The organism is Vibrio sp. MOR3 (assembly GCF_001557775.1).
Lineage (GTDB): Bacteria > Pseudomonadota > Gammaproteobacteria > Enterobacterales > Vibrionaceae > Vibrio > Vibrio jasicida.
The window spans coordinates 443,158-462,984 of sequence record NZ_LNRD01000001.1; the positions used below are offsets into that span (position 1 = coordinate 443,158).

Sequence of the window (19,827 nt, forward strand, 5' to 3'; positions counted from 1 at the left end):
ATAGCAAACAAGAAAAATCACCTAGTTAATCAATTGATTATTAAGACTTTAAATTATATTTCGATATTTATCGAAATATAATGGTTGACGCGTCGATTTTTAATTCTATAATTCGAGAAAAATAGAAATGAAGAGTTCAGCTTCATTAGGAAATTTACAGTTACTGATGTGACATCAGTAGGAGAATCAATATGAATCCAGAAATCATGACCATGGCTAAGGAAGCGCTTGATATGTTTGCGTTTCTAGCAACCGAACTTATCATCCTATTCCTAGCGATTAGCTACATCGTGGGTGTGTTGCAAGATTTTCTAACGCCAGAAAAAATCCAATCTATCCTGAGCTCGAAAAAGGGTAAAGGTTACTTCATTGCTGCGCTATTAGGTTCGATTACGCCTTTCTGTTCGTGTTCGACCATTCCTTTCTTGAAAGGTCTATTGCGTGCAAGAGCAGGTTTCGGACCTATGATGGTGTTCCTATTTGCAAGTCCACTGCTTAACCCTGTAATCATTGGTTTGTTTGTAGTGACCTTTGGTTGGAAGGTAGCGGTATTCTACTTTGCTATCGCGATGACGGTGTCTGTGGTTGCAGGCTATGTTCTTGAAAAGCTGGGCTTTGAACGTTACGTAAAACCAGAAGCGTACGAAGCAGCAGGCACCTCTTCATGTGGTACATCTTGCGGTGATTCAAGCAAGAAAAAAGAACAAGCGAAACCTGCATCAAGCTGTGGTACCAGCGCTTGTGGTGAACCTGCACCAGTTGCAGCAAAAACATCATGCTGCAGTGAGCCAGCGCCTGTGGTAGCGAAAACATCTTGTTGTGGTGATAGCGCGCCAAAAGCAGAGCCTAAAGTGGAAGTGTCTTGCTGCTCATCAGACGGTAGTGCAACAGCGACCATCGTGGAAGAAAAAGAGCCTAGCCGCTGGGTACGTATTTGGCATTCAACTTGGAAAGACTTTAAACAAGTATTCCCTTACCTAATGATGGGTATTGCGATTGGTTCATTTATCTACGGTTTCATCCCAACGGATCTTATCGCGGAGTACGCAGGTGAAGCGAAGTGGTACGCGATTCCAGTAGCAGCAATTATTGGTATTCCACTGTACATCCGTGCAGAGGCAGTTATTCCACTAAGTGCGGCACTAGTACAAAAAGGTATGGCTCTGGGTTCAGTAATGGCACTTATCATTGGTAGCGCAGGCGCAAGTCTTACAGAAGTGATTTTGTTGAAATCAATCTTTAAGAACCAAATGATTGCAGCCTTCCTATTCGTTATCTTAACGATGGCAATGGGCGCAGGTTACCTATACACCTTCATCTTTGCTTAATGTAATTAAGTAAACTGAAAAACAAAAATCCCCAAGTTTCGGCTTGGGGATTTTTTTATTCTGAAAGACTTAAAGCTTATCGTTCACCAAGCACTTCAAACTCATCGTACGTTAGGCGAGACAAACCATCTTCTTGAATTTCCCATAACTCTTTGTGTACGACACCAAACGCCTTGTTCATCGTCCAATCTGAAGAAAGAATGTAGCCATTTTCGCTGTCTTGTTCCCACTTAGTGTTGGTGTAGTCCACGCTGTTAAAACCTTGGTCCATGATGTTTTGCCAGAATGCTTGGATTGCTTCGCGCCCTTCAAAAGTGCCAAATGGCTTAGCTACCATAATGCAGTCTTCGGCGTATTGTGCTGCACAGCCCCCAGCGTCTTGATTGTTGAAAGCGATTTGCCATGCTGAGATGCCTGCTTGAGCGCGTTCTAAAACTGATTGAGTCATCCTGAATATCCTGTGATTGGTGTTTGTTTATGGAGTAATCATAGGGTTAGAATTGAGATAGAAAAACAAAGTAATAAGAATTGAATGTTCTGTAAAAAAGAACAATAAGGAAGGGCGATGAATAAGCTGCGTTTAATGTCTCTGTTCGTTCATATTGTCGAGTGTGGTTCAATCTCCAAAGCTGCCGATAAATTAGAGCTTTCTAAGTCAGTGTTGAGCTCTGCTTTGAAGCAACTAGAGCAAGAGCTAGATACTTGCTTACTCAAACGTACGACCAGAAAGCAAACTCTGACCTCGACGGGCGAGCGCTTTTACGAGCAGTGCGTCCAAATGACAAAACAAGCAGAGGCCGCGTGGTTAGAAGCCACAGAGTTAAAGCAAGTGCCAACGGGAAGGCTTACCGTCACAGCGCCACATGCACTAATGCGCTCGATAGTGTTGCCAGCTTTAACGAGTGCTTTTGCTGATTACTCTGATGTGCAGTTGAATTTGATCAGTGATGATAAGCATGTAGATATCGTTCAACAGGATATCGATCTTGCCCTACGAGTAGGGGCTTCTGGTGATTCAAACGTTAAGCAGCGCAAAGTAGGGCAGTTTTGTGACGTTTTGTGTCGTGCGAAAGGTGCGCATACTGATTTTGAAAGTGCGCCTTATATTGCTCAACATTGGCAGCTTGAACCTGTGGTCCATGTGTTTGCCTCCAAGGAGCTGGAACATCAAATTAAATATCCAGTGAAGCACCGAGCGAATACCGTCTTTGATGTGGCCAGTCTTTTAGAAATGGGGTTAGGCGTTGGGCTCTTGCCTGATTTTATGTTGGAGTCGAACTCGTTTCTTGAACCAGTTCCCGGTGCGAAAGCGTCAAAGGTGAACCCAATTTATGTATTGCATCCCTACCAAGCTCATGTGCCGATGGCAGTGACATTAGCAATAAAGGCGATTGAATCGCGCATTGAAGAGGTAATTTTATGTAAAAACTGACGGTTATCGGGTCGAACATTCAGAGTTGGTTTGGAATTAGAATTGATGAATTTTTATTCAGGATCAATCTTCATTATTATTTCACCCCACGTTCAAAATGCCTCGTCTACACTGTTTGATGAGTTGTCAGTTGGCAGACCAAGGAGGCAGCCATGATTGCAGTTCATCGAGAGTATTGTTTATCGAATAGCCCAGATTTACACGCCCATGTTGAAGTCAATCCCGTCGGTAAATTGGAAGTTGAAATTATCGAGCTTCATGAACACCACACCACCGAGTTTGATGATCTTTCTTTTGAAAGTAGTGGCACTCAAACGCGTATTTGCGGGAAAGAAGACACCGTTCCGTGGCAGTTCAACCTAGCGAAAACCGACGCATTAGAACTGTCGCATTTAGTGGATGAGGCGAACGAAGAGTATGAGACATTGATGAGTGATCTCATGTAGCTCTGCTTTTTCACCGGCAATAAAAAACCTCCCAGTGGGAGGTTTTCGTGTTTATTGAGCGTCTTCTTTTGGTGGATGCAGCTCTTGGACGTTTTCTTCGTTGAAGTCATCCGCATACCCTTTTGGTGGCGGTGTCCATCCACGTTCTGAACGGGAGAGCTTATCGTGACGATCTTTTTGCATCTCTTCAGCCATCTTTTCTTCAAGATGGATAAACAGTTGACGGAAGTTGTTATCGTAACGCTCTCCTTCAGAATCGTCTGCCCATGCTTCGTATAACATGTCAGACTTTCGGTCTTCCACGCGTTTATAGGTTGCTTTCTGTTGCTCTACATAGAACGGGTGAATGCCCAGTGATTTCATAACATGACCGCCCATCTCCAAAGCTGAATGATAGGTTTCAGATTCAATAATATCTGCGCCTGCTTGACGAAGTAAGTAACTGTGTCCACGGTCAAAGGCGCGCGCAATGATTTTCACCTTCGGATACGTGTGCTTGACGTATTTGACCAGTTCAACACTCGCTTCTTGATTGTCGATGGCTACGACAATCGCGGCAGCGTGCTCAATGCCAGCGGTATGTAGCATATCCGGGCGCATAGCGTCCCCGAAGTAGGCACGAGTACCTATTTGTCGCATGTTGTCGACTTGGCTTGCTTGGTGGTCGAGTACAACCGTTTCCACGCCATTAGATACCAACAAGCGGTTTACGATCTGACCAAAGCGGCCGATACCTGCAATGATGACGGTACCTTGTTCTTCAATGGTGTCACTTTCGCGCTCATTCGATTCACTTTCAAAGCGAGGAAGAATCACTTTATCAAATAGAATGAATAGACCAGGCGTTAGGAACATAGAGATCGCAACAACCAATGCCAGTGTTTGTGAAAGCTCGAATGGGATTACGTGGTTTTGTACCGAGAAGCTTAATAGCACAAAGCCGAATTCACCCGCTTGCGCCAAGCTCAAAGTAAACAACCAACGGTTACTGCCTTTGATACGGAAGATAAACGCAAGTGCGAATAGAATCGCTGCTTTCAGAATCATCACGCCAAGCGTTAGACCGATGATCAAACCAAAGTCGCTGAACAGCACTGAGAAGTCGATGCCAGCACCTACCGTGATAAAGAACAGGCCAAGCAGCAAGCCTTTAAACGGCTCAATATTTGATTCCAGCTCATGGCGGAACTCACTGTTCGCCAGAACCACACCCGCTAAGAACGTACCCAGAGCCGGAGACAGACCCACTAGGCTCATTAATGCCGCAATGCCGATCACCAGCATTAATGCTGTTGCAGTAAAGATTTCACGTAGGCCAGAGCTTGCTACGTAGCGGAACAGTGGACGACTTAGGAAATGTCCGCCAACAACGACGATAGCAACAGAAGCCGTAATCACTAGACCGTAAGCCCAGCCAGGAAGTCCAGCCACTAAGCTAAGTTCTTCATGATGTTCTGCAGCTGCTTGCGCTGCCGATTGCGCTTGTTCTACCAACTCTGGCAGTGCCAATAGCGGAATAAACGCCAGCATTGGAATCACGGCGATATCTTGGAAAAGCAGCACCGAGAACGCGTTCTGGCCACCTTCTGTTTTGGTCAGTCCTTTCTCGCTAAAGGTTTGCAGAACAATCGCGGTGGAAGAAAGCGCGAAGATCAAACCGATCGCTAATGCTATGGTCCACGATTGGCCAAAGTACAGGGCAATTGCCATGATCAATGCGGCAGTACCACCAACTTGTAGGCCACCTAAGCCCATTAAGCGATTGCGCATTGCCCACAGCATTTTAGGTTCAAGTTCCAAACCAACGAGGAACAGCATCATGACCACACCAAACTCAGCAAAGTGTTGAATTGTTGTGGTTTCTTCACCTACGAGGCCGATAATAGGACCAATGACCACACCCGCAATCAAGTAACCTAATACCGAGCCTAAGCCTAGACGTTTTGCTAAAGGAACGGCGACGACAGCAGCAATAAGGTAAACAAAGGCTTGTAAGAATATCCCTGTCATGATGCTTCCTTAATCAGTTGTGGTAATGCACTATTTAACTTGATGAGCGATGCCGCCGCTTTGATATCAAGCGTATCTTTAACCAATGCGTTAAGCAGCGTTTGGTAACGCTCTACATGTTTCGGAATTCTGTCTTCTTCTTGAGCGGTACGGGAACCAAACAATGCAAGTGGAGCAATGTAGTTCATCCCAGTCAGAGCCGACATTTGCTCGATAGGAGCTAATAGCTCACGGATGGTGAAGTGGTTGTAGCCTTCGGCTTTATAGGCCTCTTCTTTACCACCTGCGGATAAGACACAAAGCATGGTTTTGCCATGAAGCTCTGTCCCTTCCGAACCATAAGCAAAGCCGTATTCTAAAACCAGATCTTGCCACTCTTTTAAAATGGCTGGCGTGGAATACCAGTACAGCGGAAATTGAAAAATCACCACATCGTGGTCGCGTAAACGCTGTTGTTCTCGGTCAATATTGATATTGAAGTGCGGGTACTCGGCATAGAGATCGACACAAGTGACACCTTCAATTGTATTAGCTGCTTTAAAAAGGGGAGTATTCACCTCTGAGCGATGCTGGGAAGGATGCGCAAAGAGAATCAATACTTTTTTATTTATCATAGGAATCCTTGCTATGCGTCTAAACCATTTTTGGTATAAGAATGAAAGACTTTTGGTTGCTGTATCAAACTGTAACCCATAAACCTTAACCTATCTACATTACTGATTGAACATTGAAAAGCTAAAATCACTTTCAATGAGATATAAAAAATCTTCAAAGTTCACTGCTTTTTATCTTCCTTAATAAACGCTTGAGCAGCTCCTTTATTAGAGAAAGATGGATGCACTTAACAGAAGTTCTCAATCTACAAATTTGGTGTGGGTTATCTCGTTTAATGTACTAGGTTTTTTACTCTATTTTTTGAGAATCAACGCATAAAAGCGAACACTTGATATCCTCACACCTGCATCAAAGAAGTTATCTAGAAATCTGCATCCGAGTTGATACAGGGATGAGCAAAACGACTTATTTCAAAGCCATGTAAAATGATAAATTTGACGAATGTGATAAGCGAAGAATGCCGCAGATTAACGTTTACTGAGAGCAGGGTGTTCATCGGAACGGCGTATTTCGAATTTTATAAACGCCAACTAGATCTCAATCTTTGTTATTTTTTCGTCATAGAGGCGTAGAGAGTGCAAATAATTCATAGGTTGAGATTGGAAAGTGCACAAATCTGTTCTTATGCTGAATAATAACCTCAAGTTATTATCGATGTGGAATATGGCCAAAGATCTTTTCTCTAATCTCGACCTCAATTTGTTGAGGACGTTTATTATCCTCCATCAAGAACGCAATATGCGTAGAGCCGCTGAGCGTTTGTTTGTCTCGCAGCCGGCTGTAAGTAAAGCACTGCAGCGCTTAAGAGACCATTTCGAAGATGAGCTGTTCGTGAAAACCCATCATGGCTTGCGAGCTACCGAGTACGCGAATGATTTAGCGGAAAGCTTAGCGCCGTTACTTGATGAGATATCGATGACGTTAAATGGTTCAAAGGACTTTAACCCATTAGAGATGAACGGGACGGTCAAGATTGCGTTAGCCCCTTTTATCCTTAGTTCCTATGCAAGCGAAATTTTTCAAGCAATCAGACAGGCGGCACCCAATGTGCAAATTCATTTACTGAACTGGTCGCGCTCTACCATGGATGAAATTATTAAGGATGAAGTTCTGCTTGGTGTGAACTACGAAATCAACCACGCTCCCAAAGAGCTCTTGACGAAAGAAATCGTAAAAGATGCGTTTTGTGCTTATGTTCGAAAAGACCACCCCTTGCAAGGTGATCGCCTACGAGTGTCAGATTGCCAGCATCTTGAGTTTGCGACCGTGATTGCCGCTGACTGGAACTCTAATATCTCATTTTCAGAAAAAATAATGAAGATCAAAGGGGTAGAGCCAAACATTGCGTTTCGCTCGGAACTCCCGTCAGCAATTATTGATGTGGTCGCAAATTCAGATATGGTGTTTCCGGCGTCTAAAACCGTGAATGTCGATAAGTTGTATAAGCTCCGTAGGCTTGATATTGAGCTCGATGGTATGGTGATCGAACCGTCTCTGCTGGCTTACTACCACCACAAGAATCGACATAATGAGATGGTGCACTGGTTGCGCAATATTGTAACGGAGATTATTACCGGACACCTAGAGCGAGAGTCGTAACAATAATAACCCTCAGTTATCACGCCTTATACCTCTGTTTATTAATAACCCGCCGTTAAGTGCGGGTTTCTTTTAAGCAATTAGTACCAAAAAACACTGTTCAATATACTTCTCTTCATCGGGCAGGGAGTCCACAGAACCTGCAAGAGGCAGCCCTGAATTTCGACAAATTAAGAGAGTAAATCATGAAAGTTAAATTACTGAGTGCAGTTATCGCAGCATCTTTTCTAGCTGGTTGTTCATCATCAAGTTCTTCGGACTCCCCTAGTGAGCCAGCAGGTGTGGCATCGGTACAAACCTTCGAAGGTGAACATTTCGATGGAATGGCAATTCAAGGCGACAATGGTGAGTACAACACAGTCGCAATCCGTGGTGTAGAAGGTAACACCGTATTTAATGTCGGTGGTGAACTGTACTTCACCGACGGTGATGTCGTGAAAGATGCTTCAGGTAATGTGGTTGGTAATATCGAAGTTCGCAATAACGAGTTGGTGTTTGTGAATGACAAGGGTTTCGTGCACTTGAGTGTAGAAGATGGTCGATTGGTGGTGGAAGAAGTAAAACCTAAGATTGAACATCCTATTGAAGAAGATGTAGATCCTGACTTTGGAGGCGGTGTTGTTCCGACATATGGTGACATCATTGAACTTGAAGGTGCGGCAGTAATCGTTGGTGATAATGGGAATCATGTATTCATCAGTAAAGATGAAACAGACACTGTAAACATTGTTGTTGGTGATTCAGGTGCTTTTTACACCGTTAATGATAGCGAGATTAGAAATGAAGACGGTGACATTGTAGGTCATACATCAAAAGAAGGGGATAACTACATCGTGCGCTTAGAAGATGGCACAGAGGTGGTATTCCGCAACGAGGATGGTCGTTTATTTGCCGGAGTCACGAACCGTCCAGATATTAGCCACCCAATTGAAGGGGTTCCAATGCATCCGATTGAACTGCCGTCGCCAATTAACCCAATCGAACCAGAAATTAGTCACCCAATCGAAGATGTCACTAATTTGCCTACAAACCAATTAACTAAAGAACAGCGTGCAGAGCTGAAACAAAAGGTTCAATCCCTATCACAAGAGCAACGTCAGGAAATAAAAAGAGCGATTCGCGACCGCGTTGAGCGCTCGTAAACCAAATCGCATAAGGGTAAGTAGCAAGGAGCCGCTTGATTTAAGTGGCTCCTTTTTTCTTTTCGAATCTTTCTGATAGGTATTCCAATGAATAAATCTCTGACGCTGCTTTGCGCGCTCTTTGCCGTGCCGTGTTTTTCTGCTGACTACAAAATGCCAGAGTTTGGTTTAGACGTGTCCAATACAGATGATGAATGGATTGTGACTGCTTCAGGGTACTTACAAGCAACGGAAGAATGGAACATTTCTGCTGAAGTGGATTCTACGGGGTATTTAGAATTGGGGACGGGATATGGCGTGATGCTCGGACAGTTCTATACAGAAGCATTTGTGAGCTATGGCCGTGCAGATCTGTTCGATGTGTATGATGCGGGAGTATTTACCGGAACCGCATTAGGGGATGATTGGATGGTTTTCGCCAACAGCTCTCATGAGTGGAGAACCAGCTCAATCGGTAAGTCATTCCCATTATTGGAAAAGACAGAAAGAGAGTGGAAAAACACCGTTGGTGCAAGCTATACACCGATTGATTTTATCCGGCTTGGTTATTCGTATAACTACGATAAAAAACTCACAGAAGGCGGTCATCGAACCAATCACGAAGTACGTATTACTTTAAAACCAAAATGGGTAGAGCCTTATGTGAAGTACACATTTGGTGAGCATCGAGTTTCGCCGGGCTCGACCAAGATAAGTGAAGAGAACAGCGTAGAACTAGGTATTAATTTTAACTTTTAACTAAGGTGGGAGTATGAACTTTCAATCAATTATTCTTGAGTATGCAGTGGCGATTATGGGCTTACTTTTGACAGGAATAACCCTCTAAGCAGGATGCTCAGAGGGCGACAAAATTAACGGTTGATGTTGTAGCGAGCCATTGCCGCTTCTTCTGTTGTCACGACTGTTTTACCAATCGGAGCCAGAGAGATAACCGCCAGTTTCAGGTGTTGAAGTGCGAACGGAATACCAATGATGGTTACGAAGCATGCTACGGCAGAAAGTATATGACCGATTGCCAACCAAATACCTGCAAATACAAACCAAATCACGTTACCAATCACGCCAAGCGGGCTAGTACCGATGTCCATTTCATTGGTCAGTTCATCTCGTGAAACCGCTTCTTTGCCGAATGGGAAGAACGAGAAGTTACCCATCACGAAACAAGCGCGTCCCCATGGAATGCCGATGATGCTGATGAAAGCCAGTAGTCCGAAGAACCACCATAGCAAACCCATGAATACGCCACCGAATACAAACCAGATGATGTTGCCGAGTGTTCTCATTTAAAACCCTTTTTGATTTATAGCGTTGTGTTAAGTATGTCACACGAATCTTAACAGAGGATGAATGGACGCACTTTATCTTAAATAAGCAATCATTGATGAGAATGCCTATTCGATTGAGGAAATACAGAAAGCTTGTTGCAGGGAGAAAAGAGAAAAGGCTCCCAACGACAACGTTAAGAGCCTTCTTAGATTACGCGGTTGCCAAGTTCAAACGTGGTAACGGTTTGTCATTGATCGGCAGGTGAATAAGAGCCGCGATAAATGCCAACACAACCGTTGACCACCAGATTGGATCGTAAGAGCCGTAGTAATCGTAAATGCGACCACCAACCCAAGCCCCCAAGAAGCTGCCTACTTGGTGAGTGAAGAATACTAAGCCGTACAAGGTTGAAAGGTAACGAGCACCAAAAATCTGGCGTACTAAGCCTGAAGTCAGTGGCACCGTGCCTAACCAACAGAAGCCGATAGCACCACCAAAGATGGCTGCAGTGTGTTCGGTGACAGGAAAAGTCACAAAAGCACCAATCACCACCGTGCGCATCAAGTACAGGGCAGACATAACGTGACGCTTGTTAAAGCGATCAGCCATCACACCCCAGAAGTAAGAGCCAAAGATGTTGAAGATGCCAACATACGCCAGTGCCATCGCTGCTGTCGAAGCCGGTAAATCTTTATCTGCCAAGTAACTTGGTAAATGAGTGGCGATAAACATGACATGGAAGCCACACACGAAGAAACCGGCGTGGATCAACCAGTAACCTTTGTGTGCGAAAGCTTCTTTTAACGCTTCTTTCAGAGTTTGCGTATCTTCTTGAGCATTTGCTGCGTTGTTGGCTTGTGGTTTTGCTGTTCTCATGAACAACGCAAACATCACCATAAAGCTACACAACACGGCAAACACCTGAAGCGCACCTTGCCAACCAAAGTCACTTAATAACGCTTGTGCACCGGGGATCATCGCAAACATGCCGAATGAGCCTGCTGCTGTTGTTAAACCAAATGCTTTTGCAGCGTGTTGGGCAGGGACAACTTTCGCCACTGCGCCTAGCACGATCACATAACTGGTCGCGCTTAAGCCGAAGCCAACTAGCACACCCAGCGACAAATACATCATGGTTGGCTCAATCGCGATGGAAGTTAGGTAAAGACCTAAAGCGTAAGAAATGGCACCTAAAATGATTATACGCTTTGCGCCCCAACGGTCTGACGCCATACCAACGAATGGTTGGAACACACCAAACAACAGGTTTTGCAAGGCAATAGCAAAGCTAAAGAACTCGCGGCCCGTTTGGAAGTGGTCTGAAATTGGCATCATGAAAATGCCGAACGATTGTCTGATCCCTAGACAGATAATCAAAATCCCTATTCCAAGCCAAACAAGAATTGGAAATCGGAAAATACTCATAATTTGCTCTTATTAATGGTGATGGTGGTGATGAGAGTGATCCTGGTGTTCGCCGTCGCCAGTGGTTTGATGACAACCGCTGTTGATGGCTTGCTCTGCCAATATTTCCAATAACTTAGGTGAGTTATGGACGATGATTAATGACAGGCCCAACATGACGGACATTCTCAGCACCTGAGCGAAAATGGTTTGAGAAAAAAGCATGCATTGTGCGCTCAAGTAGAAAAAAGAGCGCGAAGTGTAGAGATAAGTCTGTGATGACACAAATGATAAAAAGTGAAGTGAGGTATGCGTTTTATGCATACCTTATTGAGTGTCCAAAATACCAACAATTGGCTTAAAAAACAGGGTCTAAAACAGACAGCACTCGACAGTTTCCCAATGGATCAAATATCACCATGATGGCTCTGGTTTCGGTAGAAACATTGCACGTGTCTATCACCGTTGTAGTGCCTGTTTCTCTGATTTCAATCGGAACATTTGCGGTATTCGCACCCACAATGATCTGGCTCGACAGGGTTCTTTTGCTCAGATTAAAGATCCGTTGGGACCCATCCACCCAAACATCACTGTTGATACCGCCTTGGAGTTGGCTAGCATCCATAACGAATACGGAGACTTGAGTATTGGTTGTACTGCTCGTGTCGGGCTTGTCTTGGAAGACGAGGTCATAAAATCCTGTGTTAGCGTCACCAAAAGCAAAGATTACTTGAGGATTAGAGACAACAATTGAACGTGTCTCACTGACTAAGGTTTGCTGGCTATTGGTTTCAATCAAATCAAACGTGATATCAAAAGTACTGGCGTTTTCTTGAATCAACAGCAAGCCTGTTTCTGTCGCGCCATAAAGTGGCAGATTGGAATAAATATCTTCTTGCAGGCTGCCATAATTGGCTTGAACACCGATATCTGAAACACCGCTCGGGTTTTGGTTGACGAAGTTAACGGTCTGAAAGTTGAGCGCTCTTACCGCAATCTCTGGATCTGAGGAGTCGCTCCCTCCACAGCCGGAGAGTGCGCTCGATAAGGTGATAATTGATAAAACTGACATCCACTTCATTGTGCTGTCCCTATAGAGTTAATGAGAGTCAGTGCCAACCAACAGAATCCGACGCGTGGCGCATCGGGTCATTCTAATTAAGACAGTATAGTGGATGCTCGCTGGCTTACAGTTTTTGTTCTGCCGTTACTAGTGGGACGCGAGTTGATACAGCGTGCAGTGCGATGTTGTGGATCATTTCATCGACCGTTGTACAGCAGTCCATAAGAATTGATACCTCGTATTTTTCTGCCGCTTTAGAAATCGCAGTATGAGTGACACAGTTTTGCGTCATCATGCCAGTTACTAATAGCTCTGTTACCCCGTGTTTTTGGAGTACTTCTTCAAGGTTTGTTTGTTCAAAGCCGTCCGCAAAGTGTTTGATGACCACATCGGCCTTTGGCGCTAGCGCTAAAATCTCAGGGTGAATGTCTGCGCCTTCAGAACCTTCATTAAAGAAAGGCGCAATACCCATTGCTGGGTCGGCGATGTGCTGAATATGAATGACAGGAATATTTTTCTCATTCGCTTTAGCAATGGCGCTCTTGATGTTGTTTAGTGTTGCTTCTGTATTCCATAGAGGAAACTTACCGTTAGGGAAGTAGTCGTTTTGTAGATCGATAACAAGAAGTGCTGCTTGGCTCATGGTGTTTTCCTTTTGTTTTCAGTGGATGTGCTGCTTTGGTATGGGAGCTATTATGCGTGCTTTCTTTTGTCTTGCTTAGTGTCTAAAATGACAAAAAATAGGTCAAAAACGACAATTGGAATGAACAAGATAAACATTGCTATTGTGAACTATCCGGGGGCTTCAAAAGCGTCAGTCTATGGTTTGCAGGAGTTGTTTGAGATGGCAAACCGCGCTTCGATTGAGCTGGATGTTGAATGCCGCTTTCATGCGGACATCATCGATTGGAAAGAAGGCGTTATTCGAGCCGATGATTTCACGGTCGTCATACTGCCGCCAAGCGGTGCGGAGCAATATTACCTTTCACCAAGTGAGGCGTTAACGTCTTGGTTGTTTGAGCAGCACAAAGCTGGTGCGGTTGTTGCCTCTGCATGTGCAGGTGCGTTTGTTCTCGCTCACGCTGATTTGTTGAATAACAAAGCGTGCACAACACACTGGGGGCTGGCAGGGTTATTCCGAGATAGGTTTCCTAACGTGACGCTTAAGCCTGAATCTATCCTTATCAACGAGGGCAGTATCATTACCGCTGGTGGCATGATGTCTTGGCTTGATTTGGGGTTGGAACTGGTTTCTCAGCTAAGTACACCTGCAGTGATGCGTTTGTTGGGAAAGATGTTGGTGGTCGATACTGGTGCCAGAGAGCAACGTTTTTATCAGCAATTCACGCCTAACTTTCAACATCGTGATAGTGCCGTTCTTAGTGCCCAGCACTACATGGCTGATCATTTCTCACATGTGATTTCAAACCAAGCTCTATCGGAGATCAGTTGTTTAACGGAGCGTACGCTTCAGAGACGTTTTCAAAAAGCGACAGGTTTGAATTTGAATCAGTATCTACAGCATCTTCGTGTGCAAAAGGCGTGTGATTTATTAGAGTCGAGTAACTTAGCCTTTGAAGTCATCGCTTATCAAGTTGGGTATCAAGACGCGAGCGCGTTTCGCAAAGTGTTCATTAAAACCATGGGATTGGCTCCCAAAGCGTTCCGCGCTCGTTTTAGTGCTTAATTATCGACGCACCGACTGTTCAATGTGCTGACAAATCGCTTCGGCAAGTTTGTGGCTAGCGATATTGCGCGCTACGATTTCAGAAGCTATTTTGCCTGACTGGATGACTTCAAACCAGTCCAACAGCATAGAGTGGAAGCCTTTACTGGTCAGCATTGGCGTCCAGTCTTTTAAGCTCAACTTCTGCTCTTGATTGTCTTGCCACAGTTTCCCTTCAACAAACGAATCAAACTCCATTGCTTTGTTTGAATAGCACGCTTGCACACGTTCAGTGGTGATTCCAAAATGGCGGTTCATGGATGCGTGAAGTTGTGTCTCACCATGCTGCCATTGGATATCTAAACGAGCCAGTTGGTCACCATCCATTTGATGTGTAATGTAAGCGTCTTTCAGATCTGCTCTGGCCGTGATGTTCACGCTATCAAGAGGGTGGATAAAATCATCAAAAATGAAGGTACGGATATCTCCGGGTAGCTGATGACGGTTCTTCTCCCAACGCAGAGATTTCAAACCTGAAAGTTCGCCTTCCTGGACGCTCGGCATATGTTGATTGTAGAGCGGAATATGACGGCGATTGAAACCAACATACAGAGGCTGATTCACGCGTTCTGCTAGTTCGTATAGCTTTTCCACCTCAGCAGCGCTGTCTGCCAAAGGTTTGTCAACAAATGTCGGAATGCCTTGTTCTAAAAAGAAAGATGCGATTTGAGGGTGAATGCTCGTCGCTGCATGAATCATTACTGCATCCACACCCATGCCAACCAACTGTTGGTAGTCCTGGCAGGTTTCTGCGATTCGATACTGTTGAGCGAGCGCGTTGAGTGCGTTTGCATTGCGGGTACAAAATACCAACTCAACATTTGGAAGCTGAGTGATAACAGGAAGGTAAGCTTTTTTAGCAATGTCGCCCAAGCCAATGATGCCAATTTTCATTTGGTTCTACTTTGTTTGTTAGCAAGACCAATATTATAACTGGAACAAGAACGATTTTTGGGAGCGAAATGCTATAAAAAAGCCTGACTCACGTTAATGTGTCAGGCTTTTAGGTATTTGTTTTCGACTAAGACGTTCTGCAAGTCTTAAAGATATCTAGAGCGCCGTCGTAGGCATTGGTTTCCACATCCATAATGCCCAACAATGAGTGGAAGACATTATCGTGTGAGTGCGTTGCGGTTTGCTGCGCTTCTTGTGCCAAGCAATCGGTGTTGACGTGTTTTGCTTGTTTAAAGCCTGGTGACATCCAAAGCATCATAGGAACACGCTTTTGGAAATCCGGTGCTAAACCATAAGGCATGCCATGTAAGAACAACCCGTTTTCGCCCAGAGACTCGCCGTGGTCAGAGACGTAGATCATCGCCGTGTTGTATTTATCTTCCAACGTTTTCAGTTTCGCAATGGTTTGATCCAAGACGAAGTCTGTATAGCGGATCGTGTTGTCATAAGTATTGACGATTTGTTCAACACTACAGTTTTCGATGTCTGCACGAGGGCAGTCTGGTTGGAAGAAGGCTTTGTCTTTTGGATAGCGTTGGAAATACGTTGGACCATGACTACCAATGAGATGCAGCGCAACAAGGCGGTTACCTTTCATGCTTGCGATTTGATCATCTAGGTTATTTAGCAATGCGATGTCATAGCAAGTGCTGCCGTTGCACTGTTCATTTTTCTGGCTGCGGTCCACATCCATCTTATTGATCTTATGCGCGACGCCTTTATCTCCGCCGTCATTGTCTTTCCACATCAAATCAATGCCAGCACGTTGCATTATATCCAAAGCATTGTCTTGGTTATCTGCTGTACCACGATCGAAGTCGCTACGAGGCAGTTGCGAAAACATACAAGGAACGGAAACCGCTGTTGCTGTACCGCAAGAGGAAACGTCTTGGAACGAGATGACGTCTAACTTGCTGGTGTATGGGTTGGTCTGTCGTTCATAGCCGTTGATTTGATAATTCTGAGTTCGTGCCGTTTCACCTAATACAAAGACAAGCAGCGTCGGCTTCTCTTTTGCTTGCTCTAGTGCAAGGTGGGATTGTTTCGCATCCGTACCAATCTCACGATAGGGCTCTGGCGTCGTTAAGTAGTTTTCTTTTACATAGCTAGAGATCGCGTACACGTATTGAGTCGGGATGATGACTTTTTTTAGGTAACTATTGTTGCGACCAACCGACGCATAGTCTTGATAATAAAGCCCTGCGATGATTGCGATAACAACCAGCGATGCCAGCATAGATACTATTTTGGTTAGCGCAAAGCGAAGCCATTGATCTTTGAGTGGTTTGAACTTCAGTTTGAAAACAAGTAAAGCGGGGATGACACCCATGATGACAGTCCAAATGACCGAATAGGTACTCAGGTAAGAGCTGGCTTCACTGGTGTCTGTCTCTACGATATTGGTGATCATGTCTGTGTCAAACAGGGTGCCGTAGTTGTAGCTTGCGTAACTCACCATGCCCGACGTGATAAGCAGGAAAATGAAGAATGGCTTGCCGATCCAGGGCCAACTGAACAGGTTAAATAAGAAGTTCAGCGCAGCAAAGAAGAAGATAGGAATCGTTATGATGAAACCTATTTTAACTTGGTCCAATCCTGAAAAAATATGAACGAGCTCTTTGTAGATAGGAATATTCACTACGAGAGCGAAATACAATGCAAGCAAAAGCGTGAAGGTAATATAAGAGATACCTTTAGCTGGGGATTCAATTGTCTTCATAAGTGACATTCTTCGGTTGGTCTAAAGTAAAATCGACGCCCAAACAAAAAGGGCGAGAAAAAGCGCAACAAAAACTGCTGCGGAGCCAATGTCTTTGGCTCTTCCACTGAGTTCATGCCAGTCATCGCTGACACGATCGACAACCGCTTCGATGGCGGAATTAATCAATTCAACAATCACGACCAACAGAAGGCTGCTGATCATCATGATGCGTTCTAAGGTGGTGACAGGAAGCAAGAATGCGCAGATAGAAAGTACGAGAGTGAGTACTAGTTCCTGTCTGAAAGCGGCTTCATGAGTCCATGCTGCTTTCAATCCTTGAAGTGAATAGCCGGTTGCGTCCAATATTCGGCGAATGCCTGTTTTACCTGGTTTCAAAATGAGGGCCTTATACGACTAAGCCAAAAAAAGAGAGGGCAATGAGGGATCAAGCCCCTTAAAGAAAAGGCATCTAATTACGGTTGGAGAGTAGAATAGTGATCGTGAAACATTTGTGAAATTCACAGCTATAAACTCAATTATTTATGCAATTGATGAGAATTTATACTTTATGATTCAAGGTCGTATACTGTGTAGCCTTTGTTCGCTAGGCATTTACGAAGAACCAATGCTTGAGTTTTGGTTGAATCACTAGCACCACCAACAGCACCGGCGCCTGCTCCGACAGCTGTGCCCGCAACCGCACCCACAGCAGCCCCGCCAATGCCATCTTCTAATGCGCCAGCAACGGCACCGACCAATGCTCCAGTAACGGCTCCATTTTGTGCTTCCGTTTTAGCGGCTTCACCTTTATCTACTTTTTCTGCGTAACCTTGGCAGTAAGTAAAATCTTGTTCGTATTGGGCTTGGTCAACATTGGTCATATCGACAACAGGTTCTTGGTTGTAAGCACAAGCAGCAAGTGTGGAAGAAAGGGTGACGAGAAGAAGAGGTTTATACATTGCGTTGATCCATTATTGCTGTGAATTTATGGATTAAATGTACACTGTTTTATTGTGGTGCTCTGTCGGCCAATTGTATTGAAGTGTCGCCTTTTGTAATGGCGTTTACGGGAGTATTGATAAGTTTATGAATTTACTTGGGAAAGCAGATTGTAAAACACGCACCGCCGTACGGGCTGTGTGAGACATAGACTTCGCCGTTCTGCAATTCAACGATCTGTTTGACGATGGCAAGCCCCAAACCGAAGCCACTGGTGCTCTTGTTACGTGATTTGTCAGCACTATAAAACGCGTCAAACAAATGAGGCCAGTCTTTCTCTTCGACACCACAGCCGTCGTCGTGTATGCGAATACAAGACTTCTCAGGCGTCTCTACAATCTCTAGCACGATTTGGTTTTGTGCATAACGCATTGCATTGCGAAGTAGGTTATCTAAGGCACGTTTAAGCAGTTTCGGGTCAGCATCAATGACCGTCTGTTGAGAACTTGTGTCGTCAATCGAGATTGAAAGTTGGGTGTCACGTTGCCACTTGGGTAAAAACGATTTAGCAAAGCTTGATAAGGTGACAGAGGAAGTTTGAATCTCGGCATTTGGTCGCTCCATTTTTGCATAGTAGAGCAGCTCTTCGACCATATTTTCCATTTCATCAATGTCTTCTACGATGCTCTTTATGTATTTCTCTTGTTGTTTGTTAAGTGTCGAGTCAGCTAAGAGATCCGCTTGCCATTGTAGCCGAAAAATCGGTGTACGTAGTTCATGCGCGACAGCATTGGTAAGCATCTTGTTGGTCGTGATCAGGCGAGACACTTTCTCTGCCATATGGTTAAAGCTTTTGTTCAGAGTACCCACGGATTTGGCACTAGACGTATCAGCTCGAGCATTAAAATCACCAGAGGCAAAATCTACAGTGACCTTCTCAAGTGCTCGAACACGGCGGCTTAGGAACCAAATCAATAAGACACAGTAAAGCGCGAAACCAGCTAGAAAGAAAAGCCAAACAATGTTGTCATCAAAGTTAATGGCTTGAATGATAGGGCTGTTGGGGTTTTCGCTCAGTTTAAAAATTGGGGATCCAGGTTCAAAGCGAAACCATAAATCTCTCTCATTATCGAAGGCCGTATTAACGAAAGGATCTTCATCAAAAACTTTCTCAACTTCAGGAGGGAGGCTCGTCATCTCTTGCGCTATCAGCAACATGTGGCTTGATGTCGCAAACTTCTCTAGCTGCTGAATAGTGTAATCTTCTCCTTTATCTTGGTAAATAGGGTAGATCAATTCATGGAAAGCTTGTGCCTCGTGTTCTTCAAGTAAGTAGTCATAGTCCGTATTTAATTGATAAACAATGACTTCATATCCAACCAAACTGGCGACGAAAAGAATGATCAGACCTAAAAAACTTTCCAGATAAATTCGTTTCATTACGCGTTCCAAGCATCAGGCATAAAGAGGTAGCCTTTACCACGGACAGTAATGATTTTTTGTGGGGGAGTTGTGCTATCGCTAAGCTTTTTCCTTAACGTTACAATTCGGTTGTCAATCGTACGGTCAGTGCCATCGTATTCGATTCCACGCAACGTTTTGGTAAGCCACTCGCGAGAAAGGGTTTGTTCAGGATGGCTAGCGAGTACCCAAAGTAAATCGAATTCACCATCGGTGAGTGCAATCGGCTCATGATTTAGATTACAAGCTTTGCGTAATCGGTTTAGGCATAACACACCGATTTCAAGGCAGGTATCGGAGTCTGAAGCTGTGGTTTCCTTGCGGCGTAACAACATACGAATACGAGCAAGCAGGACACGCGGTTTAATCGGCTTAGTTACGAAATCATCGGCACCAATTTCAAGCGCAGCAACATGGTCAAAATCATCATCACTTGCGGTAAGCATCAGCACTTTGCCTTTGTAGCATTCGCGGATCTGGCGGCAAACACTCAATCCATCTTGCCCAGGTAACATCAAATCTAAAAGAACGAGATCTGGCTGGCTTTCAAGAATTGCCTCGGGTGCGTCGGTCCCATTGTCGAAACAACTGACTTCAAAGCCCTGCTCTGCAAAGTATTCGCTCAGCATAGCCTGCAATTTAGGGTCATCTTCCACGATAATAAGGGATTGCTTAGTGTCTAGTACGTTCATAGCAGTGATGCATCTTGTAGGAATTATCCCTGAAACTTAAACAAATTT

21 protein-coding genes are annotated in these 19,827 nt (G+C 44.5%); 7 read left to right on the forward strand and 14 right to left on the reverse strand.

Annotation, left to right across the window (positions count from 1 at the left end):
• The first annotated feature begins 191 nt into the window (after window positions 1-191).
• Window positions 192-1,328, forward strand: a complete 1,137-nt coding sequence (locus tag ATB76_RS01995; RefSeq protein ID WP_038893537.1) for a permease — start codon at window positions 192-194, stop codon at window positions 1,326-1,328.
• Window positions 1,329-1,404: 76 nt separating this feature from the next.
• Here the strand turns inward: ATB76_RS01995 and ATB76_RS02000 are convergent, their stop codons facing one another.
• Window positions 1,405-1,776, reverse strand: a complete 372-nt coding sequence (locus ATB76_RS02000) for a nuclear transport factor 2 family protein (protein WP_061034494.1) — start codon at window positions 1,774-1,776, stop codon at window positions 1,405-1,407.
• 117 nt (window positions 1,777-1,893) lie between these two features.
• Between ATB76_RS02000 and ATB76_RS02005 the strand changes: the two genes are divergently transcribed.
• Together ATB76_RS02005 and ATB76_RS02010 are read left to right on the forward strand one after the other, a co-directional pair.
• Complete coding sequence (locus tag ATB76_RS02005; RefSeq protein WP_061034495.1) at window positions 1,894-2,760, forward strand: LysR family transcriptional regulator; 867 nt, start codon at window positions 1,894-1,896, stop codon at window positions 2,758-2,760.
• A gap of 152 nt (window positions 2,761-2,912) precedes the next feature.
• Entirely contained in the window at window positions 2,913-3,206 is a 294-nt protein-coding gene (locus ATB76_RS02010; protein ID WP_042600164.1) for a hypothetical protein, read from the forward strand.
• A gap of 51 nt (window positions 3,207-3,257) precedes the next feature.
• Here the strand turns inward: ATB76_RS02010 and ATB76_RS02015 are convergent, their stop codons facing one another.
• Complete coding sequence (locus tag ATB76_RS02015) at window positions 3,258-5,216, reverse strand: monovalent cation:proton antiporter-2 (CPA2) family protein (protein WP_061034496.1); 1,959 nt, start codon at window positions 5,214-5,216, stop codon at window positions 3,258-3,260.
• Window positions 5,213-5,830, reverse strand: coding sequence for an NAD(P)H-dependent oxidoreductase (locus tag ATB76_RS02020; RefSeq protein WP_042604930.1), 618 nt, complete (start codon window positions 5,828-5,830; stop codon window positions 5,213-5,215). Before ATB76_RS02020 ends, ATB76_RS02015 begins: the two co-directional genes overlap by 4 nt.
• Before the next feature lie 664 nt (window positions 5,831-6,494).
• Here ATB76_RS02020 and ATB76_RS02025 point away from each other — a divergent pair.
• From ATB76_RS02025 to ATB76_RS02035, 3 genes are all read left to right on the forward strand, one after another.
• A complete protein-coding gene (locus ATB76_RS02025; RefSeq protein WP_038877812.1) occupies window positions 6,495-7,430 on the forward strand; it encodes a LysR family transcriptional regulator in 936 nt (311 codons plus the stop codon).
• A gap of 185 nt (window positions 7,431-7,615) precedes the next feature.
• A complete protein-coding gene (locus ATB76_RS02030; protein ID WP_038877717.1) occupies window positions 7,616-8,572 on the forward strand; it encodes a hypothetical protein in 957 nt (318 codons plus the stop codon).
• Between the two features lie 87 nt (window positions 8,573-8,659).
• Window positions 8,660-9,310 (forward strand): hypothetical protein, encoded by a 651-nt coding sequence (locus ATB76_RS02035; protein ID WP_061034497.1) that lies wholly within the window; start codon window positions 8,660-8,662, stop codon window positions 9,308-9,310.
• 113 nt (window positions 9,311-9,423) lie between these two features.
• On the opposite strand, the gene ATB76_RS02040 is transcribed toward ATB76_RS02035, so the two are convergent.
• From ATB76_RS02040 to ATB76_RS02055, 5 genes are all read right to left on the reverse strand, one after another.
• The gene (locus tag ATB76_RS02040; RefSeq protein WP_009704819.1) at window positions 9,424-9,855 is read right to left on the reverse strand and encodes a YccF domain-containing protein; all 432 of its coding nucleotides are present in this window, start codon (window positions 9,853-9,855) and stop codon (window positions 9,424-9,426) included.
• Window positions 9,856-10,048: 193 nt separating this feature from the next.
• A complete protein-coding gene (locus ATB76_RS02045) occupies window positions 10,049-11,263 on the reverse strand; it encodes an MFS transporter (RefSeq protein WP_061034498.1) in 1,215 nt (404 codons plus the stop codon).
• Window positions 11,264-11,275: 12 nt separating this feature from the next.
• A complete protein-coding gene (locus ATB76_RS28025; RefSeq protein ID WP_005535284.1) occupies window positions 11,276-11,428 on the reverse strand; it encodes a hypothetical protein in 153 nt (50 codons plus the stop codon).
• 172 nt (window positions 11,429-11,600) lie between these two features.
• Window positions 11,601-12,323, reverse strand: a complete 723-nt coding sequence (locus ATB76_RS02050) for a hypothetical protein (RefSeq protein ID WP_061034499.1) — start codon at window positions 12,321-12,323, stop codon at window positions 11,601-11,603.
• Window positions 12,324-12,429: 106 nt separating this feature from the next.
• Window positions 12,430-12,948, reverse strand: coding sequence for a cysteine hydrolase family protein (locus tag ATB76_RS02055; RefSeq protein ID WP_038867299.1), 519 nt, complete (start codon window positions 12,946-12,948; stop codon window positions 12,430-12,432).
• A gap of 120 nt (window positions 12,949-13,068) precedes the next feature.
• Between ATB76_RS02055 and ATB76_RS02060 the strand changes: the two genes are divergently transcribed.
• Window positions 13,069-13,992, forward strand: coding sequence for a helix-turn-helix domain-containing protein (locus ATB76_RS02060; protein ID WP_061034500.1), 924 nt, complete (start codon window positions 13,069-13,071; stop codon window positions 13,990-13,992).
• Here the strand turns inward: ATB76_RS02060 and ATB76_RS02065 are convergent, their stop codons facing one another.
• The 6 genes from ATB76_RS02065 to ATB76_RS02090 form a co-directional block, all read right to left on the reverse strand.
• On the reverse strand, window positions 13,993-14,925 hold the full coding sequence (locus ATB76_RS02065) for a Gfo/Idh/MocA family oxidoreductase (RefSeq protein WP_061034501.1): 933 nt from the start codon (window positions 14,923-14,925) through the stop codon (window positions 13,993-13,995).
• A 127-nt stretch (window positions 14,926-15,052) separates the two neighbouring features.
• Window positions 15,053-16,705, reverse strand: a complete 1,653-nt coding sequence (locus ATB76_RS02070) for a phosphoethanolamine--lipid A transferase (RefSeq protein ID WP_061034502.1) — start codon at window positions 16,703-16,705, stop codon at window positions 15,053-15,055.
• A gap of 21 nt (window positions 16,706-16,726) precedes the next feature.
• Window positions 16,727-17,083 (reverse strand): diacylglycerol kinase, encoded by a 357-nt coding sequence (locus tag ATB76_RS02075; RefSeq protein ID WP_038867306.1) that lies wholly within the window; start codon window positions 17,081-17,083, stop codon window positions 16,727-16,729.
• Between the two features lie 170 nt (window positions 17,084-17,253).
• A complete protein-coding gene (locus ATB76_RS02080; protein WP_038877700.1) occupies window positions 17,254-17,646 on the reverse strand; it encodes a glycine zipper family protein in 393 nt (130 codons plus the stop codon).
• A 133-nt stretch (window positions 17,647-17,779) separates the two neighbouring features.
• Window positions 17,780-19,066 carry an ATP-binding protein gene (locus ATB76_RS02085; RefSeq protein ID WP_042600178.1) on the reverse strand — a complete coding sequence of 429 codons (1,287 nt, stop codon included), beginning with the start codon at window positions 19,064-19,066 and terminating at the stop codon, window positions 17,780-17,782.
• Complete coding sequence (locus ATB76_RS02090) at window positions 19,066-19,779, reverse strand: response regulator (protein ID WP_038867310.1); 714 nt, start codon at window positions 19,777-19,779, stop codon at window positions 19,066-19,068. The genes ATB76_RS02085 and ATB76_RS02090 overlap by 1 nt, the downstream gene beginning before the upstream one ends.
• Window positions 19,780-19,827: the final 48 nt, after the last annotated feature.